At 58.1% G+C, this 23,924-nt stretch carries 22 protein-coding genes; 12 read left to right on the forward strand and 10 right to left on the reverse strand.

Annotation, left to right across the window (positions count from 1 at the left end):
- Positions 1 to 32: 32 nt before the first annotated feature.
- A complete protein-coding gene (locus I9184_RS02830) occupies positions 33 to 425 on the reverse strand; it encodes a hypothetical protein (RefSeq protein WP_171723012.1) in 393 nt (130 codons plus the stop codon).
- 102 nt (positions 426 to 527) lie between these two features.
- A complete protein-coding gene (locus I9184_RS02835) occupies positions 528 to 1,346 on the reverse strand; it encodes an FkbM family methyltransferase (protein WP_245217963.1) in 819 nt (272 codons plus the stop codon).
- Positions 1,347 to 1,389: 43 nt separating this feature from the next.
- Between I9184_RS02835 and I9184_RS02840 the strand changes: the two genes are divergently transcribed.
- The 3 genes from I9184_RS02840 (at position 1,390) to I9184_RS02850 (ending at position 3,552) form a co-directional block, all read left to right on the forward strand.
- Positions 1,390 to 1,989: a superoxide dismutase gene (locus I9184_RS02840; protein WP_171228054.1), complete on the forward strand. Its 600-nt coding sequence runs from the start codon at positions 1,390 to 1,392 to the stop codon at positions 1,987 to 1,989.
- 4 nt (positions 1,990 to 1,993) lie between these two features.
- A complete protein-coding gene (locus tag I9184_RS02845) occupies positions 1,994 to 2,872 on the forward strand; it encodes a metallophosphoesterase (RefSeq protein ID WP_209832694.1) in 879 nt (292 codons plus the stop codon).
- Between the two features lie 218 nt (positions 2,873 to 3,090).
- Entirely contained in the window at positions 3,091 to 3,552 is a 462-nt protein-coding gene (locus tag I9184_RS02850) for a host attachment family protein (protein WP_171631353.1), read from the forward strand.
- A gap of 43 nt (positions 3,553 to 3,595) precedes the next feature.
- On the opposite strand, the gene I9184_RS02855 is transcribed toward I9184_RS02850, so the two are convergent.
- Positions 3,596 to 4,147: a TIGR00730 family Rossman fold protein gene (locus I9184_RS02855; protein WP_171167536.1), complete on the reverse strand. Its 552-nt coding sequence runs from the start codon at positions 4,145 to 4,147 to the stop codon at positions 3,596 to 3,598.
- Between the two features lie 127 nt (positions 4,148 to 4,274).
- Here I9184_RS02855 and I9184_RS02860 point away from each other — a divergent pair, with 127 nt between their 5' ends.
- Genes I9184_RS02860 through I9184_RS02870 form a run of 3 tightly spaced genes read left to right on the forward strand, consistent with a single transcriptional unit; the run spans position 4,275 to position 7,986 of the window.
- Complete coding sequence (locus tag I9184_RS02860) at positions 4,275 to 5,648, forward strand: LysM peptidoglycan-binding domain-containing protein (RefSeq protein WP_209832696.1); 1,374 nt, start codon at positions 4,275 to 4,277, stop codon at positions 5,646 to 5,648.
- A gap of 58 nt (positions 5,649 to 5,706) precedes the next feature.
- Positions 5,707 to 7,530, forward strand: a complete 1,824-nt coding sequence (locus I9184_RS02865; RefSeq protein WP_171723016.1) for an ABC transporter ATP-binding protein/permease — start codon at positions 5,707 to 5,709, stop codon at positions 7,528 to 7,530.
- A gap of 57 nt (positions 7,531 to 7,587) precedes the next feature.
- Positions 7,588 to 7,986: a DUF2147 domain-containing protein gene (locus I9184_RS02870; RefSeq protein ID WP_171723017.1), complete on the forward strand. Its 399-nt coding sequence runs from the start codon at positions 7,588 to 7,590 to the stop codon at positions 7,984 to 7,986.
- A gap of 44 nt (positions 7,987 to 8,030) precedes the next feature.
- Here I9184_RS02870 and I9184_RS02875 read toward each other — a convergent pair whose 3' ends face one another.
- Positions 8,031 to 11,819 carry an efflux RND transporter permease subunit gene (locus I9184_RS02875; RefSeq protein ID WP_171631363.1) on the reverse strand — a complete coding sequence of 1,263 codons (3,789 nt, stop codon included), beginning with the start codon at positions 11,817 to 11,819 and terminating at the stop codon, positions 8,031 to 8,033.
- Positions 11,816 to 13,042, reverse strand: a complete 1,227-nt coding sequence (locus I9184_RS02880) for an efflux RND transporter periplasmic adaptor subunit (protein WP_209832698.1) — start codon at positions 13,040 to 13,042, stop codon at positions 11,816 to 11,818. The genes I9184_RS02875 and I9184_RS02880 overlap by 4 nt, the downstream gene beginning before the upstream one ends.
- 226 nt (positions 13,043 to 13,268) lie before the next feature.
- Between I9184_RS02880 and I9184_RS02885 the strand changes: the two genes are divergently transcribed.
- Genes I9184_RS02885 through der form a run of 3 tightly spaced genes read left to right on the forward strand, consistent with a single transcriptional unit; the run spans position 13,269 to position 16,820 of the window.
- Positions 13,269 to 13,940 (forward strand): hypothetical protein, encoded by a 672-nt coding sequence (locus I9184_RS02885; RefSeq protein ID WP_209832700.1) that lies wholly within the window; start codon positions 13,269 to 13,271, stop codon positions 13,938 to 13,940.
- A gap of 44 nt (positions 13,941 to 13,984) precedes the next feature.
- Positions 13,985 to 15,307 carry a PQQ-like beta-propeller repeat protein gene (locus tag I9184_RS02890; RefSeq protein ID WP_209832702.1) on the forward strand — a complete coding sequence of 441 codons (1,323 nt, stop codon included), beginning with the start codon at positions 13,985 to 13,987 and terminating at the stop codon, positions 15,305 to 15,307.
- A gap of 49 nt (positions 15,308 to 15,356) precedes the next feature.
- Positions 15,357 to 16,820, forward strand: a complete 1,464-nt coding sequence (gene der, locus I9184_RS02895; RefSeq protein ID WP_209832704.1) for a ribosome biogenesis GTPase Der — start codon at positions 15,357 to 15,359, stop codon at positions 16,818 to 16,820.
- 44 nt (positions 16,821 to 16,864) lie between these two features.
- On the opposite strand, the gene I9184_RS02900 is transcribed toward der, so the two are convergent.
- The 3 genes from I9184_RS02900 to I9184_RS02910 are packed head-to-tail and all read right to left on the reverse strand — an operon-like array spanning position 16,865 to position 18,148.
- Positions 16,865 to 17,320 (reverse strand): hypothetical protein, encoded by a 456-nt coding sequence (locus tag I9184_RS02900; RefSeq protein WP_171631377.1) that lies wholly within the window; start codon positions 17,318 to 17,320, stop codon positions 16,865 to 16,867.
- The gene (locus tag I9184_RS02905; protein ID WP_209832705.1) at positions 17,313 to 17,798 is read right to left on the reverse strand and encodes a hypothetical protein; all 486 of its coding nucleotides are present in this window, start codon (positions 17,796 to 17,798) and stop codon (positions 17,313 to 17,315) included. Before I9184_RS02905 ends, I9184_RS02900 begins: the two co-directional genes overlap by 8 nt.
- Positions 17,774 to 18,148: a hypothetical protein gene (locus I9184_RS02910; protein ID WP_209832707.1), complete on the reverse strand. Its 375-nt coding sequence runs from the start codon at positions 18,146 to 18,148 to the stop codon at positions 17,774 to 17,776. The genes I9184_RS02905 and I9184_RS02910 overlap by 25 nt, the downstream gene beginning before the upstream one ends.
- A 464-nt stretch (positions 18,149 to 18,612) precedes the next feature.
- On the opposite strand from I9184_RS02910, the gene I9184_RS02915 reads away from it, so the two are divergent.
- Both I9184_RS02915 and I9184_RS02920 read left to right on the forward strand, forming a co-directional pair.
- Positions 18,613 to 19,596, forward strand: a complete 984-nt coding sequence (locus I9184_RS02915) for a fatty acid desaturase (protein WP_209832709.1) — start codon at positions 18,613 to 18,615, stop codon at positions 19,594 to 19,596.
- A gap of 93 nt (positions 19,597 to 19,689) precedes the next feature.
- Positions 19,690 to 20,331 (forward strand): helix-hairpin-helix domain-containing protein, encoded by a 642-nt coding sequence (locus tag I9184_RS02920; protein WP_209832711.1) that lies wholly within the window; start codon positions 19,690 to 19,692, stop codon positions 20,329 to 20,331.
- A gap of 57 nt (positions 20,332 to 20,388) precedes the next feature.
- Here the strand turns inward: I9184_RS02920 and serS are convergent, their stop codons facing one another.
- Both serS and I9184_RS02930 read right to left on the reverse strand, forming a co-directional pair.
- Positions 20,389 to 21,681: a serine--tRNA ligase gene (gene serS / locus I9184_RS02925; protein WP_209832713.1), complete on the reverse strand. Its 1,293-nt coding sequence runs from the start codon at positions 21,679 to 21,681 to the stop codon at positions 20,389 to 20,391.
- A gap of 72 nt (positions 21,682 to 21,753) precedes the next feature.
- Positions 21,754 to 23,418, reverse strand: a complete 1,665-nt coding sequence (locus I9184_RS02930) for a mechanosensitive ion channel domain-containing protein (RefSeq protein WP_171631392.1) — start codon at positions 23,416 to 23,418, stop codon at positions 21,754 to 21,756.
- A 201-nt stretch (positions 23,419 to 23,619) separates the two neighbouring features.
- On the opposite strand from I9184_RS02930, the gene yajC reads away from it, so the two are divergent.
- Positions 23,620 to 23,907 (forward strand): preprotein translocase subunit YajC, encoded by a 288-nt coding sequence (gene yajC, locus I9184_RS02935; protein ID WP_117868574.1) that lies wholly within the window; start codon positions 23,620 to 23,622, stop codon positions 23,905 to 23,907.
- Positions 23,908 to 23,924: the final 17 nt, after the last annotated feature.

The following is a 23,924-nucleotide window of genomic DNA, read 5'->3' on the forward strand; positions in this document are numbered from 1 at the left end:
AAAAAAAGCCCCGGTTCATCCGGGGCTTTTTCTTACTTGACTGTCGAACAGGTCCCGACTCCGAAAGGTTTGTTCGCGAAATTTCCCTGAACGAATGCCATGCGGACGGCGACCGTATTGTCGGTTGTTTTCAGGTTCGCCTGATATCGAACGCGGACATTGCCGCCGGCAACCATTTTCTGATCGAGATTCCAGATAATACGATATCCCTTGGCGCCGCGGTCTTTGAATTTTGCCTTGGCCCAATCCTGGTACGAAGTGGCGGCCATCGCCGAAGATGCGGCGGGGTCGATCCGGAACGCATACTCTGGCGCAATCCAGCCATGGGCGTCCTGTTTGGTCATCTTGCAATGATAGGTAACCGTTTCTGCCGCAGCGGTATGTGCAAGAAATGCGGCGACTGCAATCGGTAAAAGTCTTTTCATTTTATCCACTTGGGCATGATTCTTGGTGTGTGCAATCAAACTGATACACCTCAATGCCGCAAGCGGGACCTCGCGTGAACGAAGAAAAAAATGCCAGACGTTCTACCCATGCAAGAGAACGGTGTGAAAACGGCTCAGGCCATCTTCGGTCAGCAAGTCCGAAATCTCTACAGGCTGTGACTTGTCATCCGACAGGTTTGCGTAATAACCCAGTTCATCCATCAATGCGCTGACACGTTCGTGCCTCTGGTCTTCCGGAAGCAGAGGTGCGTGAAGAGACAGAAGAAGGGCGGGGCGGCGTTCCTTCAGCCACGCGGACAAAGTTGGGGCAACAATGAATTCCGCGCCCTCGATGTCCATTTTGACCAGCGAAACCCTTGACAGGTCGTTTGTTTTCTCAAATTGGTCCCAGGCGATTGTCAGCGCATCAGACCCATGCGCCCCGTCGTGCAGAAGCGAACTGGTGGAATCCCCGGGTTCACCGCGCACAGAGGCCATGCGTGCCACGCCAAATCGATCTGACAGGGCGACCCCGAATGCCGAAACGTTCTGAATACCGTTCAGATCAAGATTCCATGCCAGATGCCGAAACGCGGTCGGGTCAGGCTCAAAACACCAGACATGCCGTGCCCTTCGCGCACCGTACAGCACCGTCGGGCCAATCCACGCGCCGATGTCCAGATAGTCGCTTTGAGGGGACAGGAACCGGTCAAGAACTGCAAATGTTTCAGGCTCCCAAGCGCCCGCAGTGGCCTTGCGCCAGAATTTCGAATGGTACGGGTCCAGACGAAACGGCTTGCCGTTCAGATTGCCCGCATAATATCCGCGGGCGCGATAGAACATCTTGCGCGCCTGTGTCAGCATCGCCTGCCTCCGGGTTTTCTTGCCACGCCCCTTGACCTGCGGCGGTTGCCAAAGCATTTAACCTTGGGAACCGCAACTTACATTTAAACAGGGGGCCGACATGGCTTTTGAACTTCCTGATCTTCCTTATGCACATGACGCGCTGGCAGCCAAGGGTATGTCCGCGGAAACGTTGGAATATCACCACGACCTGCACCACAAGGCCTATGTCGACAACGGCAACAAGCTGATCGCCGGCACCGAATGGGACGGCAAGTCGCTGGAAGAGATCATCGTTGGTACATACGACGCAAACGCCGTGGCACAAAACGGTATCTTCAACAACATCAGCCAGTTGTGGAACCACAACCAGTTCTGGGAAATGATGGGGCCGGGCGAGTCCAAGATGCCGGGCGAGCTGGAAAAGGCGCTGACCGAAAGCTTCGGTTCGGTGGATGAATTCAAGTCGCAATTCAGTGCCGCCGGTGCGGGTCAGTTCGGTTCGGGCTGGGCGTGGCTGGTCAAGAACGCCGATGGCTCGCTGGCCGTCACAAAAACCGAGAATGGCGTGAACCCACTGTGCTTTGGTCAAACCGCGCTGCTGGGTTGCGATGTTTGGGAGCACTCCTACTACATCGATTTCCGCAACAAGCGCCCGGCCTACCTGTCGAACTTCCTCGACAATCTGGTGAACTGGGAAAACGTCGCATCGCGGATGTAACGTATTGAACCGACGTCGGTTCATAAAGGGCCTGCTGGCGGCGACGCTGGCAGGCCTTGTCACGGCCGCCTACGGGTTCATCATTGAACCCGCAGTTCGGCTGCGCGTGCGCAAATGGCGCATTCAGCGGGACGACTGGACAGCGCCGCCGCTCAGAATCGCCGTACTGTCCGATATGCATGTGGGCGAGCCCTATGTCGGCCTGAACCGCGTAAGGCAGGTGGTCCGCCGAACCAATGCGCTGGCTCCGGACGTGATCCTGCTGTTGGGTGATTTCTTTGCAAGCCACAAAGGTGTCTCGGACACGGTCAAGATGCAGGACCTGGCCCCTGTGCTTGCCGGGCTTGAGGCGAAGAATGGTGTCTTTGCCGTTCTGGGCAATCACGACTGGTGGGATGACAGGTCGGCACAGCGGCGCGGGTCCGGGCCCAATCGCTATGCCGAAATTCTGGAACAGAACGGAATTTCGGTGTTGTCCAATGCCGCGATCAAACTCGAAACTCAGGGCATCTGGCTGGCCGGTCTCGAGGATCAGCTGGCGATCTGGCGCAACGGCAAGCCGCAAGGATTGGACGATCTGGAAGGTACTCTGGCGCAGATCACCGATGACGCTCCGGTTGTGATGATGGCGCATGAGCCCGATGTGTTTCCCACTGTGCCCGGGCGGGTGGCCTTGACCCTTTCAGGGCACACACATGGTGGCCAAGTGCGCCTGTTCGGCTGGTCGCCCGTGGTGCCATCGAAATTCGGCAATCGCTATGCCTATGGCCATGTACGCGAAAATGGGCGCGATCTGGTCGTTTCGGGCGGTATCGGCTGTTCGATCCTGCCGGTTCGTCTGGGCGTGACGCCCGAAATCACCGTTGTCGAGATGTCCGCCTAAAGGGTTGATGACCAGCCGGTGAAAACCCGCCGATACGTGCCCTTTCTGCGTGACGGTATCTTGTTTGCTGTTTTCCAGTACACATCTCTGTAGGGTAGAGGGAGAAACTGCATATCAATTCAAACAATGATCGGGCTGCGCACTGTTCGTGCGTCAACGAACCCGCATGTCCAGCAGGTCGAGGGATACCCAGAACACAACCTAATCAGGAGATCGCAATGGTCGCACTTACACAGGGAACTTGGGTTATTGTTGCAGATGGAGAGAAAGCGCTGGTGATGGAGAATATCACCGATGCCGACGATCCCAATTTTGTCGTCGTCGCTGTCGAAGAACAAGACGGCCCGACCGGAAAACCGACGGACCGCGCAGGTCGTCGCAACGACGGCGGACCAAAACAGAAATCGGCAATTGAAGAACCCACGTGGAAGGCGCACGCAAAATCTCTGTTCGTGCAGGATCTGGCGAACCTGTTGAATCGCAAGGGGCTGAAAGGCGCCTATGATCGGCTGGTTCTGGTGGCCAGCCCCCATGTTCTGGGTCTGTTGCGGCGTCGGTTACACAGCGAGGTGCTGGGAAAGGTCGTGGCCGAGGTCAACAAGACCCTGACCAATCATCCTTTGCACAAGGTCGAGCAGGTGGTGCGCCTCAGTCTGCAACCCAAAGCCAGACTTGCCTGATGAATACGGCGGGCGGTTCAACCGCCCGCACGGTTTCCCATCCTCAGGTCAGCTTGTCCCGCAGGGCGATCATGGCTGTATCGGCGTCTTCGACCCAGGTGATGAAATCCGCCAAAGACGTGTCGGCAAAGCCTTGCCCGATCACCTGATCCAACAATGTGTGCAACGCGTCCCAATAGCCGTTCACATTGACCACGACGATCGGCTTGTCATGCAGGCCAAGCTGGCGCCATGTCAGCGCTTCGAACAGCTCGTCCAGCGACCCCGGACCGCCCGGCAGGACCACGACGGCGTCGGCGTTCATGATCATGACTTTCTTGCGCTCGTGCATTGTCTCGGTGATCACGAAGTGGGTCAGATCCGTTTTTCCGACCTCGCGCTTGACCAGATGCACCGGAATGACGCCGAAGGTTTCACCACCGGCATTCTGCGCGGCGCGGGCCACTTCACCCATCAAACCGACATCTCCGGCTCCGTAGACCAGCCGCCAGCCTTCCTGCGCCAGCAGGCTGCCAAACTGCCGTGCAGTTTCAGAATAAGCCTTCTCGGCTCCATTGCGTGACCCGCAGTACACACAGACTGATTTCTGAGACATCAAAGGGGGGCTCCGGGGTTGTGTCAGGGGTTTTGACCCGTGATAGCGGGATTGATAGATTGGCTCAACTGTCCGTCGGAAAGCTTTTCAACGCATAGCTTTTGCCCGGCGGAGTGAAAGGAAAATAATGGACGCCAAATCGGGAAACGGAAGCTCGGGCAATTTCATCTGGGGGGTGATTGCGGGTCTTGTTGCGATATTGGGCGCGGGTGGATTGTATCTGTCCGGCGTCTTCACCAAAACGCCCGAGCCGAGAGCCCCGCAGGAAGCCGCCTCTGCCGTAGCCCCGGAACCTGTAGGGCAGGATGCGCAGGTTTCGGAACCGGAAGTGGCTGAACAGGCGGCTCCTGCGGATGAAGGGCCCACGACCGAGCCTGCCGAGGACACTAGTGAAACGGCTGACGCCTCTGACGCGGACACCGCCGTTGCCAAGACGGAAGATATCGCGCCCCAGCCAGCGGCCCCTCCGGCCCTGGATCAGATTTTTGTTGAGCCAGATGGCACGGCGCTGTTGTCCGGCGATGCCGAGCCCGGCAGCCGGATCGAGGTGCTGCTGAACGGCGAAACCCTGCACAGCTTTACCGTGGACGGCAGCGGCCAGTTTGCCGAATTTGTTTCGATCCCGTTCAGCGACGCGGCTCAGGGGTTGGTCCTGCAAAGCAAGGATGGCGAACGGATCACACAGTCCGACGACTATCTGATTGCGGCATTGCCAAAGCCGGTCGAAGAAGCGCCTGTAACTGAAGAATCGCCAGCATCCGATCCGGACACGACGGCCGACGCCGAAGACGGCACGATCGCGACAGCCGATGCAGACGTTGAGCCCGAAACGGCGACCGAAGTTCCAGCGCCAGAAACTGATGTGACCGGAACCGAAACCACCGTGCCGGAGGCCGAGGAAACGCAAACCGCCGACTCGCCGCCGCAGACACCCGAACCGGATCAGCAGATTGCGGTGCTGCGGTCCGGCGAAGAAGGGGTTGAACTGGTGCAGCCGCCTGTGGTGCGGGATACGCCCCCTGATCAGATCGCACTGGATACCATCGGGTACTCTGATACCGGCAATGTCCAGCTGACGGGGCGTGTGCAGGACGGTGCAGCCGTTCGACTGTACCTGAACAATCGCCTGATCGCCGATCTCGACCCGAAAGAGGATGGATCCTGGCGCAGCGATCTGGAGGGGATTGATCCGGGTGTCTACACGCTGCGCGTGGACGCGGTGAATACGGACGGGACGGTGCTCAGCCGGGTCGAAACCCCGTTCAAGCGAGAGCCGGTTGAAGTACTGGATGCCGCCGTCGCGGCAAGTCAGGCCAACGCGCAGGGCGAAGCAGCTGCCATCCGTTCGGTTACGGTTCAACGGGGCGACACGCTGTGGGCCATCTCGCGCGACCGGTTTGGCGACGGGGTCCTGTATGTACGGCTGTTCGAAGCCAATCGCGACCTGATCCGCGATCCGGATCTGATCTATCCGGGGCAGGTCTTCACCATACCTGAATAAGCATCGCCTCTGGCCCAAGCGGGCCGGGGTCAATCTCTGACCGCAGTTAAGGTACGTGATGAGACGAACACCTACTACGACCCCGGACGATACGGTGCCGCGTGACGAGCGAAGCTCGGGCTGGCGCACGATCCGCAAAGTGGCACCCTATCTTTGGCCACAGGATGAACCATGGGTAAAGCGCCGCGTGGTGATTGCCATGGTCATGCTGGTTCTGGCCAAGCTGATCGCGGTCTATACGCCAATCCTTTACAAAGGTGCCGTTGACGCGCTGGCAGGTGAGGGCGTGCCGCCGGTGGCGCTGGGCGCGGTCGGGCTGACGGTCGCCTATGGCGTGGCGCGGATGCTGACCGTGGGATTCCAACAACTGAGGGATGCGGCCTTTGCGCCCGTAGGGCAAAGGGCTCTGCGGGCGTTGGCGCTTGAGACCTTTCGGCACATTCACAACCTCTCGATGCGTTACCACGTGTCCCGCCGTACCGGAGGGCTGAGCCGCATCATCGAACGGGGTGTCAAGGGCGTCGAGTTCCTGTTGCGCTTTCTGCTGTTCTCGATCGGGCCGCTGATCCTGGAACTGCTGCTGGTGGCGATCATCCTGATGTGGCTGTTCGATGTCTGGTATCTGGTGGTCGTCGCCGTCACAATCGGTCTGTATATCTGGTTCACATTTGCCGTGACCGAATGGCGGGTGAAGCTTCGGCGCGAGATGAACGATCAGGACACCGAAGCCAATCAGCGCGCCATCGACAGCCTGCTGAATTTTGAAACTGTCAAGTATTTCAATGCCGAAGCGCGCGAAGCTGAGCGATATGATGTGTCGATGAAAGCCTATGCCGGGGCGGCGCTGAAAACGGCATATTCGCTGGCATTTCTGAATTTTGGCCAGTCATTCCTGATCACTTGTGGTTTGATCGGTGTGATGGTTCTGGCTGCCATCGGGGTTCAGAGCGGAAACCTTACAGTGGGCGATTTCGTCATGGTCAACGCTTACATGATCCAGATCACCGTACCGCTGAACTTTCTGGGGACGGTCTACCGGGAAATCCGGCAATCGTTGGTCGATATGGGCCAGATGTTCGATCTGCTTGAACAGCCCGCCGAAGTCACCGACAAACCCTGTGCGCCCAACCTCAAGGTGAATGGCGGCGAAGTCACGCTGGACGATGTGCATTTCGGCTATGACCCTGAAAGGGAGATCCTCAAAGGTGTTTCGTTGACCGTTCCTGCCGGGCAGACCGTGGCCATCGTGGGGGCAACCGGGTCTGGCAAATCAACCATCGGGCGGCTGCTGTTCCGGTTCTACGATGTGACCAAAGGATCCTTGAAGATCGATGGACAGGATGTGCGGGATGTGACGCAGTCCAGCTTGCACGCGGCCATCGGCGTTGTGCCGCAGGACACGGTATTGTTCAACGACAGCATCCGGTACAACATTGCCTATGGCCGTGACGACGCCACCCCGGAGGAGGTCGAGGCCGCGGCCCGAGCTGCGCAAATTCACGATTTCATCACCTCGCTGCCCGAAGGCTATGACACTATGGTCGGTGAACGGGGGCTCAAACTGTCAGGTGGTGAAAAACAAAGAGTCGGCATCGCGCGGACTTTGCTCAAGAACCCGCCGATCCTGTTGCTGGACGAGGCGACCTCGGCCTTGGACACGGATACCGAGCAGGACATCAAGGATGCGCTGGCGCGCGCAGGAGAGGGTCGTACGGTTATCACCATTGCCCATCGCCTCAGCACCATTGCCGAAGCGGACCGGATCGTGGTTCTGGAAGCGGGCGAGGTCATTGAACAGGGCACGCATGACGAGTTGCTGGCGCGGTCGGGGCGGTATGCCCAATTGTGGAACCGGCAGCAATCGGACGGGGAAGCGGCCTGAAGATCCAAACATGGAGCGAAACAGGGTAGAATACAAAAAACCAGAAGGGTGCCTGTCATGATGAAGCGATTGAAGTCACGACTATCGTCTATTGCGATCGCGATTAGTCTGCCGGTCATTGTGGCGGCCGATCCCATCGTGGGTGTCTGGAAGACTGAACCTGATCGCAAGAACCTGATTTCGCACATCAAAATCACGGCGTGTGGGGATAAGTTCTGCGGTCGGATCCTGTCGGCCTATGACTCTTCAGGCAAGGAAGTCCAAACACCGAATATCGGTAAGAAACTGTTCTGGGACGTGGCCGGTGAAGGCGGAGGAAAATACGGCGGCGGCGAATTCTGGGTCCCGTTGATCAACGTGGATGCGGTGCCACAGATGACGTTGCAGGGGGACAAGCTGCTGGTCAAAGGATGCGAACATGCGATTTGCGCGCATCAGACGTGGTCCCGGTTGTGATGATGGCCAAATGAATAAGGACCGGGAGTTCCGGTCCTTTTCGTTTATTCAGCAGCTTTCAGCGGCGGGCCAGAGGGGCGACCAGACTGATCTGATCGACTGTCCTGTTCTGATCCTTCAAAACGCGAGTCGTCCTCCCACACAATTTCAGTGGCCTGCATCTGCCGGGCAGAGCGCCCTATCGCCATGTCCTGCGCGATCTGGCTGGACCGGCCTGCCGTTACACGGGCCAGAACTCGGCTGAGCCAGATCGCATAGGTTGTCACCCAGACCCGCAAGGCCAGAAGCGATGGGGTGACGATCAGCGTCAGAACAGTTGCAATGCCCAGGCCAAAGACCACCGCTGTGGCCAGCTGTTTCCACCACAGTGCGGTGGGGCTGTCGATGGAATAGCCGCCATTGATGAAGTCCAGCGACAGGCCGAACATCATCGGCGTCAGACCGGCCATCGTTGTCAGCGTGGTCAGCAGAACCGGGCGGATACGGGATTCCGCGGTGCGGATGATCGCCTCGATTCTCGGCATATAGCTGCTGTATTCCTGATAGGTGTCGATCAGAACGATATTGTTGTTCACCACGATACCGGCCAGGGCCACGATGCCGGTCCCGGTCATGATGATCGAGAAGGGCTGTTCCATCACGATCATGCCGATCAGAACCCCGGTGGTGGACAGAACCACCGCCAGCAGCACGAGAACTGAATTGTAGAACGAGTTGAACTGCGCCAGCAGGATCACGAACATAAGCCCCAGGGCGCCCATGAACGCGTTCACCAGGAAGGCGCCGGATTCTTCCTGCTCTTCCTGATCACCAGTCCATTCCCAGCTGATCGCGTTGGCGAACGGGCCGGTTTCCAGCCATTCCGTCAGCACCGCAATACGCTCGTTCGGGTTGATCAGCGCAAACTGAGCATCCCCGTCTTCGATTGCGCTGCGCAGCTGGTCGACACTTTCTGCGCCGGTCAGTTGAACCAGTTCATACGACTTTCCACCCGTACCATTCAGAACGGTGCCGGTCGGTGTGTAGCCTTCCGTCACTTCACGCATGACGGCCAGCCGCACCTGTTTTCCATCGGGGCCTTCGGTCACAACCTTGCTCAGCCCCGGTTCGACATCCGCTTTGACGTCGTAGTATCGCTGCTGGTCGACGCGGTTGATCTCGGCCAGCTTGGCCACGGGTTTGCGCGTTACGAAGTTCGACAAGGGCACCAAACCGTCCGGGGTACGGACCTTGAGTGTATCCAGTGTCGACAAAACGCGGTCTTCTTCGGGCAGGCGAACGCGAATTTCGATCTCTTCGTCATTGCTGTCCGGGCGCATCTCGCCCAGCAATATACCGCGCGTGACCAACTGGACCATGGCGCCGACGGTTGCCACGTCGGCTCCGAACCGACCGGCCTTGGCGACATCCACGTCAATCTGCCAGTCGATGCCGGGCAGGGGCAGGGTGTCTTCGGTCTTGATCAGGCCCGGCGTGGTGTCGAAAACCTCGCGGGCGGTGATCGCTGCCGAGGTCAGGTCTTCCCACCCGTCACCCTTGATGCGCAGATGCACAGGCTTGGCCGAAGCAGGGCCTTGCTCCAACGGCAAAATCTCGACGATGATGCCGGGGATCGTTGCAAGTTGGGCATTCAGCTCATCAATCACGAAGTCGCCATCATATTCGGGCGCCACGAAGTGCCGTTCGAACAGGCCCCACAGGGCCGATTCCGAAACGTTGGGGCGGTCTTCCCAGGGGATGATCTCGAACTGAACCCGGCCCACTGTATCGGCCGGCGCCTGAGCGCCACCGTTGTTCTGGTTCAGGCCACCTTCGCCCGCAAAGGCAAAGACGTTGATGACCGCAGGGTGGGTTCCAATGATTTCTTCGGCGGCAAGAACCATCGCGTCTTTTTCCGCCAGGGAAAGGTTCCCGCGGGCACGCACATATGCGGTGGCCTGTTCAGGTTCGCTTTCCACGAAGAATTCAACCCCACGGGATTCCTGAGGAAACCAGACGAAGGCCACGAAATACACCGCCGTGAAAACCGTCAGCAGGGAAACGATCGGCATGATCGGATTGCCGACAAGGAACCGAACGACATGGCCAAAAAAAGTGTGTTCGTCCGCTGTATGAACGTGGTCCTCTTCGGCGCGTTCCATTTTGGCCGCGCTCAGGGTTACGGACCCGGCAAACGCCCCGAACAGGAACAGCAGCGCCCCGGCGATCGAGCCACCGGGCAGCAGGTAGTTGGGGTTCAGAACCTGCATCGCACCCAGAAAGATCATGTACAGCGACGGCGGCACCATCAGCACCCGGACCCACCATGGCGTGCGCGCCCGCAACCAGGTCGAAGACCGATCGAAGAGGCGGCTCAGGCGGCCGGACACACCGCCCATGACCGGCAGATAGATCAGCGCCACGATCAGCGACGCCGACAGAACGAAGATCAGCGTGACCGGCAGCATTCCCATGAACTCACCGGGAATACCGGGCCAGAACAACATGGGCAGGAACGCACACAGCGTCGTCGCGGTCGAGGACACGATGGGCCAGAACATGCGCTGGGCGGCCTCGACATAGGCGTGCATCGGGCCCACGCCTTCCTTGATGCGTTTGTCTGCGTATTCCACCACGACGATGGCGCCATCCACCAGCATCCCCACCGCCAGGATGAGGCCGAACATCACGATGTTCGAGATGCTGACACCCATGACCGCCAGAAACGCAAAACACAGCAGGAACGAGGTCGGGATCGCAAAACCGACCAGCAGGGCGGCCCGCGTACCCAACGAGGCAAGAACCACGATCATCACCAGCGCAATCGCGGTCAATACCGAGCCTTCAAGCTGGCTGACCATCGAGCCGACGATGCGGCTCTGGTCGTTCGATGTACCCAGATCAACCGCCGCCTGAAGCTCGGGCGGCCACTTGGTCTTTGCATGCGCAATGGTTTCCTTCACCTGCGCGACGGTGTCGATCAGGTTATAGCCCTTGCGCTTGACCACCTGCAATGCGACGGTCGGTTCACCGTTGAAACGGGCCGTCCCTTCGCGGTCTTCGAAAGTGTAGTTGATCTGTGCCAGTTCCCCCAAGGTGACGACCCGATCACCGTTGACCTTGATGGGCAGGCCGTAAACATCCTGTGCGGTTTTGAACGACGACGGTATCTTGACCGAGAAGGTGCCCTGCGCGGTTTCAACTTCACCGGCTGCAATCAACTGGTTGTTGTTCCGTACCACGTTGATCAGCTCGTCCGCCGTCACGTTGTACGCTTCAAGCCGAAGCGGATCGATCACAACCTCGAGCATCTCGTCGCGATTGCCTGCGATACCGGCTTCGAGAACGGAATCCAGAGCCTCAAGATCGTCCTGTAGATCCTTGGCGACACGGGCCATCGTGCGTTCGGGAACGGGACCGGTCAGGTTCACGATGACGATCGGGAATTCGGAAAAGTTGATCTCGGTCAGGGAATATTGTTCTGCGCCTTCGGGAAAGTCCGCCTGAGCTGTGTTCATCGCGTCACGCACATCGGCCATGATCGCGGTCTTGTCCCAACCGAAGTCAAATTCCAGCGCGACCCCCGCATAGTTTTCGGCAGCGGTCGATGTCATTTCCTTGAGCCCGTCGAGATCCGCCAGTTCGGTCTCCATCGGCTTGATCAGCAGGTTTTCGGAATCCTCTGCGGAAATCCCGGGAAACTGCACGGATACAAACAGGGCAGGGATTTCGATATCCGGCTCGCCTTCTTTCGGAAGCGAGACATAGGCAAATCCGCCGATAACCAGCGAAATCGCGATAAATGCCAACACCATGCGGGCTCGATCAGCGGCCCATGCGACAACACCGGTCATTGTGACGCTTCCCGATAAGTCGGCGCTACGGTCACACCGCGTGTCACAAACTCTTGTCCGACAATGATTATGTCGGCTGTTTCGGGGATACCGTCGACCCAGACCCCCTCGGCCGTGTCACGCAGAATGCGGACAGGCAGGAAATCCACCACATTGCCGGTGCCGACAGTACGGACACCCAATTGACCCTCGTTGCTTAGGGTCAGGGCGGATTGCGGCAGCAGATGTGCCTTTGTGCCTTCGGCTGCGATGCTGATGGTCGCGGTCTGACCGTCGCGAATGGTCAGATCCGGGTTCGGAACCGTGATTTCAACTTCGAACGTGCGCGTTGTTTCATCAGCCGACCGGCTGAGGAACGTGACGCGGCCGCCAAGCTGCCGACCGGTGACCAGCGTTGCCGATGCCTCGGACCCCACCTGAACACGGTTGACTTCGGTTTCCGGCACGAACCCGACCAGTTTGATCGGATCAAGCTGAATCACGGTTGCGCACAGCGATCCGGGCTGCATCAGGCTGCCCAATTCTGCGGTGTCGCTTTCCAGCAGGCCCTTGAACGGGGCTTTGATGGTCAGGCGTCCGACCTCTCGCTGCGCGGCTTCAACTGCGGCTGCGGCTGCTTCGATTCCGGCCCGGGTCGCCTCCAGCTCGGCTTCGGCGGATTTTATACCTGCTTTGGCAGCGCTCATCGCAGCCTCGCTGGAAATTCGGCGGGTTTCCGAAGCAAACCCGGTCTCCGCCAGTTTGCGCGAAGCCGTCAGATTGATTTCGGCCTCGGCCACACGGGCATGCGCCTCTTGCAAGCGGGCTTCAGCCTCGGGAATGCGGCTTTCGGCTTCGAGTTTTCCGGCCAGCGCCTCGGCCAGTTGCGCCGGACGCGTGCCGGGGTCGAGTTCACACAGAACATCCCCGGCCTCGACAAAGGCACCTTTGCGCTTGGGTTCCGAGATCACCGTGGATGTGGTTTCAGACAAAACCTCGACCTGCCGGTTCGCCTTGGTTTGTCCTCGCAGCAGAACCGCACTGTCAATTTCGCGCGCCTGCGAACGCAGGGCGACCACGCCAACGGCATCAATATCGGTCTCGTCGGATTCGACGGCTTCGGTCTGTACCGCTTCTTCTGCTTCGCCACGTCCGGCGAAAGCAAACAAAGAGTCGCGCTCAAAAACAAGAAAATACAACGCAACAATAACCAGAAGGGCGTTGATGAAAGAAATCAAACGCATTCAGTGTTTCTCCTAGAATTCGGTGCCAACAAAAGCGGGGCCGTCTTGGTATGAAATGGGGCGTCGGCTGTGTAATTTCTACACTAAACTGAATAGTTCGGTTTAGTTTTTTTCGCAAGTGAGAAGCCAAGCGGTGAAAATGCGCAAAATCGGACCCTTGGCTTGGCGTTGGTGCCGGGGTATGACATGGCGCACTTATGCAAGACACACAGCCCAGGGGGCAGGAATGAGCGACACCGACAGTTTCATTGATGAGGTCACGGAAGAGGTACGCCGTGATCGGATGTATCTGCTGCTGCGCCGCTGGGGTTGGGTTGGTGTGGCGGCGGTCGCGCTGATTGTCGGCGGGGCGGCGTTCAATGAATACAGCAAATCCCGCGATACGGCGCAGGCGCAGGATCTGGGTGACTCGATTCTGGCGGCTCTGTCGGAAAACGATTCTGATGCACGGGCGGCCGGTTTGCGGGAAACCGAGGCGCAGTCGCCGGGCGGGAATGCTGTTCTGAACATGCTGCTGTCTGCGTCTCAGCTTGAAGCGGGATCGCGCGAAGAGGCGGTCAACAGTCTGAACGCGGTTGCCGTGCAGGGGGATTTGCCCGAGATCTATCGCGCGATCGCAAGCTTCAAGGCGCTGTTGTTGCAAAGCGACACCTTGCCCGCCGCTGACCGTCGACAGCAGTTCGAAGCGCTGGCGGCGCCGGGTGCGCCCCTTCGACTGCTGGCCGAGGAGCAACTGGCCCTGATCGACGTGTCCGAGGGCAATGTCGATGCGGCACTGGACCGCTTGCAGGCGCTGCGTCAGGACGCCGAGGTCGGTATTGATCTGCAACAACGTGCGGCCCAACTGATAGTTGCATTGGGCGGCGAACCCGAGCCATTGGTGGCACAGCAGGGCTGACCAGGCGGGACAAAAGACTTAATGACAGGCGAGTTCGGAACATCATGGTAACAAGACTAATTTCCCGCGCGGGATTGCCGGTTGCGGCACTGGCTTTGACCGCATTGACCGCCTGTGAACCCCCTGAAGCGATCTTGCCCGGAGAACGTGAAGACATCCGTCCGGCGTCTGATCTGGAAACAGTGGAAAAGAGCGGCTCTCAGCCCATCAGCCTGCCAGCTCAAAAAGCGAATGCCAGCTGGCCGCAAAGCCCGGGGACGGCTGCTTACCGAACCACGAACGCAGCACTGCGTGGCACGCCACAGCGGGTCTGGTCTGTGTCGATCGGGCAGGGCGACTCGCGCAAGCAACGTATCACCGCCGAACCGGTGGTTGCGGGCGGGTTGATTTATACACTGGATGCGGGGGCGACGGTGTCAGCGGTCACGCCGCAGGGTCAGTTGGCCTGGGATACCGATCTGGTTCCGCCAAGCGACGGTGATGCAGACGCCACCGGTGGCGGCCTGGCCTATTCGAACGGCGTTCTCTACGTGTCGTCCGGGTTCGGGCGACTGACCGCATTGGATGCAAAAACGGGCGCCGTGCGGTGGCAGAAGCGATTGGACGCAACCGGAAGCGGCTCTCCGATGGTCAATGACGGGTTGTTGTACCTTGTCGCGGGGGACGAAACCGGGTGGACCATCAACACCAAGGACGGGCGTATCGCCTGGCAAATCGAAGGCACGCCCAGCGTCGGTAACGTTCTGGGCGCACCGGCACCGGTGATTGCCTCGGACCTGGCAGTGTTTGCATTCGGGTCCGGCGATGTTGCGGCCACCTTCCGCCGTGGGGGCATCCGTCGCTGGAATGCGTCGGTCGCAGGCGGGCGGCGGGGACGGGCCGCCGCGCAGATCGTTGACGTGACCGGCAGTCCGATGGTTGTCGGAAACACAATCTATATCGGCAACCATTCTGGCCGGACCGTTGCCTTTGACGCCGCCACCGGTGAACGCCGCTGGACCGCCGATGAAGGAGCGGTTGACACTGTCTGGCCTGCAGGCAACAGCATCTTCCTGATCAGTGACCGCAGTCAGCTGGTGCGCTTGAATGCGGCCGATGGCTCGGTCATCTGGGCGCAGGATCTGCCAAGCTTTGTCAAGGACAAGCGAGGCCGCCGCGGTCCGATCTTTGCACATTACGGTCCGATCCTGGCCGGAGGCCGTATTGTGATTGCGTCCAATGATGGCTATCTGCGCTTCTTCAATCCGGTTAACGGGGCACTGGTTCACCAGGTCGAAGTTCCCGGAGGTGCAACTACGGCTCCGGTTGTTGCCGGGCAAACGCTGTATGTCGTTTCCTCCAAGGGGGATCTACACGCTTTCCGTTGACGGCAAGATGCGCTAAAGGGCGCTTCTTGAGTCTTGAAAGTTGAGTATCATGTCGCTGACCCTCGCCATCGTGGGGCGCCCGAATGTGGGCAAATCCACCCTGTTCAACCGCCTTGTGGGCAAACGTCTGGCCCTGGTCGACGACCAGCCCGGCGTGACGCGTGACCTGCGCGAAGGCGAAGGGCGTCTGGGCGATCTGCGCTTTACCGTGATTGATACGGCGGGTCTTGAGGACGCGACGGATGACAGCCTTCAGGGGCGGATGCGCCGTCTGACGGAACGTGCCGTGGACATGGCTGATGTCTGCCTGTTCATGATCGACGCGCGCGTGGGTGTGACACCAACGGATGAAATGTTCGCAGAGATCCTGCGCAAACGGTCCAAGCACGTGATACTTGCGGCCAACAAGGCCGAAGGCAATGCTGCGGATGCGGGTGTTCTGGAAGCTTACAACCTTGGTCTGGGTGAACCGGTCCGCTTGTCGGGCGAACATGGTGAAGGGATGACAGACCTTTATGCGCAGCTGATGCCTCTGGCAGACGCGGCAGAGGAAAAACAAGTCGAGGAAGCCCCGCAAACGGACATTGAACTGGACGAAGACGGTGAGGGCGAGACGCCGCTGATCACCGCAGCCAAGCCCTTGCAGGTTGCGGTGGTGGGGCGTCCAAATGCGGGCAAATCCACCTTGATCAACAAGATCATCGGCGAAGACCGTCTGTTGACCGGGCCAGAGGCCGGGATCACGCGTGACGCAATCAGCTTGCGAATCGACTGGGCTGACCCGGACGGCCAAAGCACGCCGATGCGGATCTTTGACACCGCAGGGATGCGCAAGAAAGCAAAAGTACAGGAAAAGCTGGAAAAGCTTTCCGTGTCCGACGGCCTGCGCGCGGTAAAATTTGCCGAGATCGTCGTTGTGTTGCTGGACGCCGCGATCCCGTTTGAACAGCAAGATCTGCGGATTGCCGATTTGGCCGAGCGTGAAGGCCGGGCCGTTGTCGTCGCCGTCAACAAATGGGACATCGAAGACAACAAGCAGGAAAAGCTGCGCGAGTTGAAAGAGTCGTTTGACCGGCTGCTGCCGCAACTTCGCGGCGCGCCGCTGATCACGGTTTCCGCCAAGACGGGCCGGGGACTGGAGCGTTTGCGCGACGCGATCCTGCGCGCCCATGACGTCTGGAACCGCCGGGTGCCGACTGCCGCTCTGAACCGCTGGCTGACGGCCATGCTGGAACAACACCCGCCGCCAGCCCCACAGGGACGCCGGATCAAACTGCGCTACATGACGCAGGCCAAGACCCGACCTCCGGGGTTTGTGGTGATGTGTTCGCATCCCGACAAAATGCCTGAAAGCTATACCCGTTACTTGGTGAACGGTTTACGGCAGGATTTCGACATGCCCGGAACACCGATCCGCCTGACGCTGCGCGGGCAGGGGGACAAGAACCCCTACAAGGGTCGGCGCAAGAAAAACGCGGGCGCATTGGCCAAGCATCTGAAGGGGCGCGGGTAAGCTACGCACCAGAATCAGGGCTTTGATGACACAGGCGGACTGACTCAATCGTGCCCAAGTACGAATGCGCGGTTCGCTTCTGCGGCATTGGCGATACCCTCTGACGTCCCATTGCCCTGTTCAATGGCCGTCGCCAGCTCGGTCGCGGCTGAACCTGTCGTAAAGATCGATGCAATTCGCGTCCGACCTCCGAAAAGACCTTTGGAAGCGTCGGCATTGTCATAGGTCAGGTCAAATGTCGAAACCAAACTGACCGCCTCATCATTGGGTCGTTTGTTTTGATCGCGCGATATGGGCGGAACCAGCGTTGTCACGCGGCGCTGTACACCTGCATTGACCTCGACAGGCAGCGCCTTGGCGGGATCAGAGCGCAAGGCGATGTTCACGCCGCTGCGTTCCCCATAGACCAAACTGCGATCCTGAATCGAGGTGCAGCCGACAAGGCCAAAGCCCCCGATTGCCAGGAGGATGATCCAAGAAAGTCTTGGGTTGTCAGCCATTGCCATTTCCTCCGGTCGATTGGTTGTCATTGCCCTGTTCATTGCCGGTGTCCTTGTCTTTTCCCTCTTTGTCTTCACCGCAGGTGACCAGTCTCGCGGCACCATCGGTTCGGTTTTTTGTTCCAAGCGTCTTTGCAAGTTTGTTTGCGGCGTCTCCGGTGGAAATAACGTCTGAGTATCGGGTCAAGAAAATGCTCTTGGTTTCCATCCGTGTGCAGCCGAATACGGCCATAGCCTCGCGATCTGTGCGCGATGTGCCGTCGGGACCGACCTTGCCTGGTTCAATCACGGGAACCACGGCAGCGAAATCTCTGTCATAACCGATCACAACCTGGCCTTGCTGCCGATTGGCGCTGACGGCGGCATTGATACCGACAACTGTATCATGCGCGACATAAAGCGTATCGCCACATCCCCAAACACTGCTTAACCCAAAAAAAATAAATAATTTTTTCACGTCCCCGTCTCCTTCATGCACAGAGTGTCATCCTGTTGATCAACGCTGGTTGCCGACGGGTCAGTCAGATCCAGATGCAGGCTGCGGGAGATTTCGGCGCCCTGTGGCACATCCACCAGAACAGCGGCCTGATGGCGGCCAAGAGTCAGGCCGCTCCATCTGCGGCCAAGGGCGATCTCCAGCCCTGTCGTGTCTGTCACGGATGCTGCAAGAGTTTGGTTTTTGATCAGTGCCTGACGGTCTGTCAGCCTTGCCGGGCCTTCTTCGCAATTTCCGGCAAAAACCAGAACCTCGTGATAGATGCCCAAGCTGAAGATTGCCGTGCCGCGCATCGTAGCAACATGCAGCCCGCGACCGCGTAGCTCGTGCACAATTGCATTGCCAGTCACGATGGCGGCTGAAGACGAAGTGCCGAAACCGTTATAAGAGCACCCAGCAAGCGAGGCGCAGAACAATGGCGCCAATGGCAATATATTTTTCGAATAAGTCAATCAACATGCCTTAAAACACTGCTTCTTACTCTGACTGGAAGTTTCCCAAGCGTCAACTCAAAGGGAGGTTTTCGAATACTGCTGAAGCGTTCCGCGACATTGCGGGGCTGTTTTCCCGGGCGCTTCCCACTTGCCAGGGCGCGTTATTCGGCGCTGGTGATCGTCACGCAAGCGCGTAACTGCGCCAATTTTCAGCGTTTTCGCTCTGAGGGCGTGACAGCCCCTGTTCTGCGCGCTAGCATTCACGTGTGTGCATCTGTCAGCACATGCATTGCCTGCACGCGGTCAAGCCGCGCCTGGATTTTTAACAGATTAAAACAGGGCCATCGTGGGGAGCGGACTGGATGGATCTGAGGGAATACACAAGACACTACGCAGTTCAGGACAACAGATTGGCTGCACTGAGCTATTTTGGCACGTTCGCGGTGTATTTCGCATCGCTGTCTCTGGCGATCGTGTTCGTGGACCGCTGGTACATCATGATCCCGGCCGGGATCGTCTTCGCCTTTTCGGCGGTACGCCTTTATGTGCTGCAACATGATTGCGGGCACCATTCTCTGTTTGAAACGCGAATGCAGAACGAATGGGCAGGGCATGGTCTTTCGCCATTCACCTTTGCACCGTTCGAGGTGATGAAACAGAACCACAATCTGCACCACGCGGGGATCGGAAACCTCGAGCATCGTGAGACCGGTGAAATTCACACGATGACATTGCGGGAATGGCAGGACGCGGACTGGAAAACCCGTTTGTTTTACAGGTTGTATCGAAACCCTTTCATCCTGGTGCCGGTCGGTGCGCTGTTCACATATTTCATTCGCTATCGCTGGCCCAAGAACACTGTTCGTTTCGGTGTCGCAGGCGTCTTGCTGCACAATGCATCGATCATCGTATTTTTGGGCCTGTTGTACCTGGTGGCGGGCATGACCGGTATTCTGGTCTGGCTGGTGTTTTCGTTTCTGGGCGGAATGCTGGGTGTGTTTCTCGTGTATCTGCAACACAATTTTGAAGATACCTATTGGGATCGCCGTCCTGACCTGAACCCGCAGACCGCAGCGTTGCATGGATCTTCCGCACTGGATTTCGGATGGTGGTTCGATACCGCCGTCGCCTGTATCACGTTACATGACATCCACCATTACAACGCGCGTATCCCATCGTACCGGTTGCGGGCCTGCCACTATAATCTGCCGCCTGAATTCACGCCTCGTCGGATCAAGTTCCCCGAGGCTGTAGCGGCTTTGAACCTCAAGCTTTGGGATGAGGATGCGAAACGCCTCGTGCCATTCCCGAAAAATGACCGAACCGCTGGGCTGGCGCATAGCTGATCCATTGGTTCCGAGAAGGCAAGTGCTGAACTTGCGGATATGCATATCCAGTGTATATGCGATGAGGCAGGGCGATGGAGAAAGGACCTTTGGATGACTGTAGTGACCGACGTAAAAGGTGTGGGAGAGGCGCTGAAAAAAGCCCTTGCAGCCAATGGCTTTAAGACCGCAGAAGCGATAGCGAAGGCGTCACCCGCAGATCTGGTCAAGGTTCCTCGGGTCGGTGAGAGCCGCGCCGCCCTATTGATCGAAGCCGCAAAAGCGGCAATAGCCGCAACGCTTGCCGCCGGTAAGTCTGGCGCGCGCAAGGCGCCGGCACGAAAGCCAGCGGCACGGAAACCAGCAACCGCAAAACCAGCCGCCCGAAAGCCGGCGACACGAAAAACCGCCCCGCGCAAGACCGTGGCCGCTGTAGCGGCAGAAAAACGGGCGGAAGAAGCTGCACGCAAAGCGGCAGAAGAACAAGCGGCGGCCGAAAAAGCCGAAGCCGCAGCCAAGAAAAAGGCCAAGGCCAAGGCGAAAGCTGAAAAAGCCGCCAAGAAACGCAAAGAAATGGAAGCAGCGTTTTCCAAAGCCAAGGATAAGGTGAAAGCAAAGTCCAAGAAGGACAAAAAATCGAAAAAGGACGAAAAGAAAAAAGACGCCAAGAAGGGCAAAAAAGACGCCGAGAAAGGCAAGAAAAAAAGTGACAAGAAGAAAGATAGCAAGAAGGACAAGAAAAAGGCGAAGAAATAAATTCCTTCGCCCCGTCTTGCATTGTGAACCGGCGCCTCATGGTGCCGGTTTCGTTTTTCAGGCTAGTGTGCCGTCCAGTTGCAGGGTCAGTTTGCCGCCCAGATAGGGGCTCAGGACTTCGGGCAGGGTCACGGTGCCGTCCGCGTTCTGGCCATTTTCCAGCACGGCAATCAGGCAACGCCCAACAGCCAAACCTGAACCGTTCAGCGTATGGACGTATTCCGGCTTGCCGCCACCTTCGGGGCGGAACCTAGCGTTCATGCGGCGGGCCTGGAAATCACCACAGGTCGAAACCGAGCTGATCTCGCGATAGGTGTCCTGACCGGGCAACCAGGCCTCGATATCATAGGTACGGCGGGCGCCAAAGCCCATGTCACCGGTACACAGGATGACAGTGCGGTAAGGAATGCCCAGCTTTTCCAGAATGCCCTCGGCGCAGCGCAGCATGCGCTTTTGTTCTTCATCCGATTTGTCCGGATGCGTGATCGAAACCATCTCGACCTTTTCGAACTGGTGCTGCCGCAACATCCCGCGGGTGTCTTTGCCCGCGGATCCGGCCTCGGACCGGAAGCACAGGGAATGCGCGGTGTAGCGGCGGGGCAGATAGCTTTCCTCGATCAAACTGTCGTTTACGATATTGGTCAGCGACACTTCGGAGGTCGGGATAAGCCACCAGCCTTCGCGGGTCTGATAGCTGTCTTCGCCAAATTTCGGCAATTGGCCGGTGCCCTGCATCATCTCGGACAGAACCAGAACCGGGCCATTCACCTCGGTCAGCCCGTTTTCGGTGATATGCGTATCCAGCATGAACTGCGCCAAAGCGCGATGAATACGGGCGACGCCGCCGGACAGCAGCACAAATCGCGAACCCGAGAGTTTGGCTGCGGTTTCGAAATCCATGCCGTGCTGAACGGCTTCGATCTCGAAGTGTTCCTTGGGCGCAAAATCCAACTCAAGCGGTGTGCCCCAGCGGCTGATCTCGACATTGTCGTTTTCATCCACGCCATCCGGCACATCCTCGGCGGGCAGATTTGCGATCCGGATCAACTGATCCGTTAGCAGGGCATCCAGATCCTTGGCCTCGGTCTGCATCCGCGCGATTTCGGCCTTTTTCTCGGCGACCAGCGCGCGCAGGCGTTCGAATTCGGCTTCGTCGCCTCGAGCTTTGGCAGCCCCGACTTCCTTGGACGCCTTGTTCTGTTCGGCTTGCGCTGTTTCGGCCGCCAGAATCTTGGCGCGGCGGCTTTCGTCCAGCCTGAGCACATCTGACGACACCGGCGCGTCCCCACGGCGCGCTAAAGCGGCGTCGAAAGCGGCAGGGTTTTCGCGAATGGCGCGGATGTCGTGCATGTCTCAGATCCTTGAATGCGTGAATCACTGAAACCGCTTATGCACCATCTGTGGGGCAGGGTGTAGCGCCGGTTACGACTTATCCGCTTCCTCGTGCGATTCATGTGCCAGATGTCCATCCCATTCATCCGCCGGGATTTTTGGTTCTGGCGGATCAGCCATGTAAGATGGCGTCATGATCTGCACTTTGTTCTCGTTGAAAACGGCGACAATATTGCGATGCAGGTCCGAGCGGATTTTGGGAATGATGCTGCCGCGGGTGGTGTAACCGTTGATCTGATAATTGATGGCGTAGTCGGCCAGCGCCGTCCACAGTACGAAAGGTTCAGGTTTGGCCTTGATGCCCTTGGTGCGGTTGGCCGCCTCGATCAGCATTGCTTCGACCTTTTCGGGCGGTTCTTCATATCCGATGCCAACCGTCGTGTGCAGCAGCAACCCACTGCCATCGGTTTTCTTCGAGAAATTCACAACGTCCGAATTCATCAATTGAGCGTTCGGGATCGAAATCAGCTCGTTCTTGATGGATTTCAGATGCGTCTCCATCAGTTTGATCTGAACCACGTCGCCGATATGGTCCCCGATCTGAATGCGGTCGCCAATTGACGTGGAGCGGCGATAGATCACGAAAAGCCCCGCCAGCATGTTGGACACGACCGAGTTGGCACCCAGCGACAGCATGGCGCCGACCAGAATGGTCAGACCCTGGAAGGCGGCCGAATCCGAACCGGGAATGTAGGGAACGGCAAAGACGAGCGCGATCAGAATCACGATAACCCGAGCGATGTTGAACGTCGGATTGACCCAATGTTTTTCAAAATCGCCCATTTCGAACGAACCGGCTTCGACCGCGTCGAAGAACACGCGCATGCCCTTGATTATGTACAACGTGACCCATGCGATCAGGCTGAGCATAATCAGGTTTGGGATATAGCTGAGTATTCCCTTGAATATCAGCAGTACCGGTTCTGTCAGATAGGTCAGCAGCAGTTGCGCGAAATAGCGTGTTTCCGCAAAGGCCAGTAGAACGAAGGACAGGTAGTAGTAGAAGCCGAGAAAGAAGATGACCAACAGGGCAAAATTCAGCCCGTATCGGATCAGGGCGGCGATTGCTTCGGCCTGAACGCTTTTGGCCGTCGCCGTTTCGACATCCTTCAAATAACGCTTTACCAGTTTCAGAGTGCGCCGCCTGATCCGCCGGTGAAGCCAAAGGATAACCAGCACGAAGACGACAAAGCCTAAGGTCCATCCAGCGGCCTCAATCGCTCCGGATACCCGGGCTTGATCTGTACGGTTGGAGCGGTAGGCAAGGATGGCCTCTTCGATGGCCTGACCATGCAGTAAGCCGAGGACGTCCAGCTCCATCTGATCCAGTTCGGCGTCTGCAAGCGTCACGATCGATACGATTTCACCGTCGGCGCGAATGCGTATGCCTAGGTCGGTTTCTTCAAAGGTGATGTCGACGGTGGGGCTTTCAGAGGCTTCGGCCACCTCAATAATCTTGTTCTGCACGCTTTCGGCACGTTCCGGCGCGGGCAGAGCGCTGGAGCCGCGCAGGAAGAACAACATGTCGCCGTCCACGATGACGGGCGCCTTGAAACTTTCGGTTTCTTCCGCCTCGGGTTCGGTGGCTTCGGCAGGCAATTCCTGGGCCTTCACCGGCGCGGCCAGACACAGGATCAAGCTCAGCAAGGACAGCAAAAGCGTCAACGATTGGAATGGTTTGTATCTAGCTCTCATTGCCCCCCCTGATGTTCGACTATAGCCAATTTGAAATACCTGCATAGGACATATCTGCAACGATTTACCGGTTCGTGTGGCACCTTTCTCAGGTTGCGGCCGATCACATGACCACCTTTGCTTGCAAACACGCATTTCAAAGCATAGGTTCCGGCAAAATTTGCGGAACGGTGCCGCAAGATCTGAACAAAGGAATATCCCATGGAAGGTGGCGCAATCGCCCAGTTTCTCCCGCTGATCCTGATCTTTGCGATCATGTATTTCCTGCTGATCCGTCCGCAGCAGAAGAAAATGAAGGAACATCAGGCCATGGTCGATGCCGTGCGTCGGGGGGATCAGGTTGTCACCCAGGGCGGGCTGATCGGCAAAGTGTCGAAGGTCAAGGAAGGCGATAACGAGATCGAAGTCGAGATCGCCGAAGGTGTCAAAGTGCGTGTGGTCAAATCGACCATCGCCCAGGTTCTGAACAAAACCGAACCCGCGAAATAACACCACCTTACAAATCC

Source organism: Ruegeria sp. HKCCE3926 (assembly GCF_017872515.1).
Classification (GTDB): Bacteria; Pseudomonadota; Alphaproteobacteria; order Rhodobacterales; family Rhodobacteraceae; genus Ruegeria.

What these genes read in the sequence shown, in the direction of transcription:
- I9184_RS02830 (WP_171723012.1), bottom strand. Translation starts at nt 425, where the DNA reads ATGAAAAGACTTTTACCGATTGCAGTCGCCGCATTTCTTGCACATACC.
- I9184_RS02835 (WP_245217963.1), bottom strand. Translation starts at nt 1,346, where the DNA reads ATGCTTTGGCAACCGCCGCAGGTCAAGGGGCGTGGCAAGAAAACCCGG.
- I9184_RS02840 (WP_171228054.1), top strand. Translation starts at nt 1,390, where the DNA reads ATGGCTTTTGAACTTCCTGATCTTCCTTATGCACATGACGCGCTGGCA.
- I9184_RS02850 (WP_171631353.1), top strand. Translation starts at nt 3,091, where the DNA reads ATGGTCGCACTTACACAGGGAACTTGGGTTATTGTTGCAGATGGAGAG.
- I9184_RS02855 (WP_171167536.1), bottom strand. Translation starts at nt 4,147, where the DNA reads ATGTCTCAGAAATCAGTCTGTGTGTACTGCGGGTCACGCAATGGAGCC.
- I9184_RS02860 (WP_209832696.1), top strand. Translation starts at nt 4,275, where the DNA reads ATGGACGCCAAATCGGGAAACGGAAGCTCGGGCAATTTCATCTGGGGG.
- I9184_RS02865 (WP_171723016.1), top strand. Translation starts at nt 5,707, where the DNA reads ATGAGACGAACACCTACTACGACCCCGGACGATACGGTGCCGCGTGAC.
- I9184_RS02870 (WP_171723017.1), top strand. Translation starts at nt 7,588, where the DNA reads ATGATGAAGCGATTGAAGTCACGACTATCGTCTATTGCGATCGCGATT.
- I9184_RS02875 (WP_171631363.1), bottom strand. Translation starts at nt 11,819, where the DNA reads ATGACCGGTGTTGTCGCATGGGCCGCTGATCGAGCCCGCATGGTGTTG.
- I9184_RS02880 (WP_209832698.1), bottom strand. Translation starts at nt 13,042, where the DNA reads ATGCGTTTGATTTCTTTCATCAACGCCCTTCTGGTTATTGTTGCGTTG.
- I9184_RS02885 (WP_209832700.1), top strand. Translation starts at nt 13,269, where the DNA reads ATGAGCGACACCGACAGTTTCATTGATGAGGTCACGGAAGAGGTACGC.
- I9184_RS02890 (WP_209832702.1), top strand. Translation starts at nt 13,985, where the DNA reads ATGGTAACAAGACTAATTTCCCGCGCGGGATTGCCGGTTGCGGCACTG.
- der (WP_209832704.1), top strand. Translation starts at nt 15,357, where the DNA reads ATGTCGCTGACCCTCGCCATCGTGGGGCGCCCGAATGTGGGCAAATCC.
- I9184_RS02900 (WP_171631377.1), bottom strand. Translation starts at nt 17,320, where the DNA reads ATGGCTGACAACCCAAGACTTTCTTGGATCATCCTCCTGGCAATCGGG.
- I9184_RS02915 (WP_209832709.1), top strand. Translation starts at nt 18,613, where the DNA reads ATGGATCTGAGGGAATACACAAGACACTACGCAGTTCAGGACAACAGA.
- I9184_RS02920 (WP_209832711.1), top strand. Translation starts at nt 19,690, where the DNA reads ATGACTGTAGTGACCGACGTAAAAGGTGTGGGAGAGGCGCTGAAAAAA.
- serS (WP_209832713.1), bottom strand. Translation starts at nt 21,681, where the DNA reads ATGCACGACATCCGCGCCATTCGCGAAAACCCTGCCGCTTTCGACGCC.
- I9184_RS02930 (WP_171631392.1), bottom strand. Translation starts at nt 23,418, where the DNA reads ATGAGAGCTAGATACAAACCATTCCAATCGTTGACGCTTTTGCTGTCC.
- yajC (WP_117868574.1), top strand. Translation starts at nt 23,620, where the DNA reads ATGGAAGGTGGCGCAATCGCCCAGTTTCTCCCGCTGATCCTGATCTTT.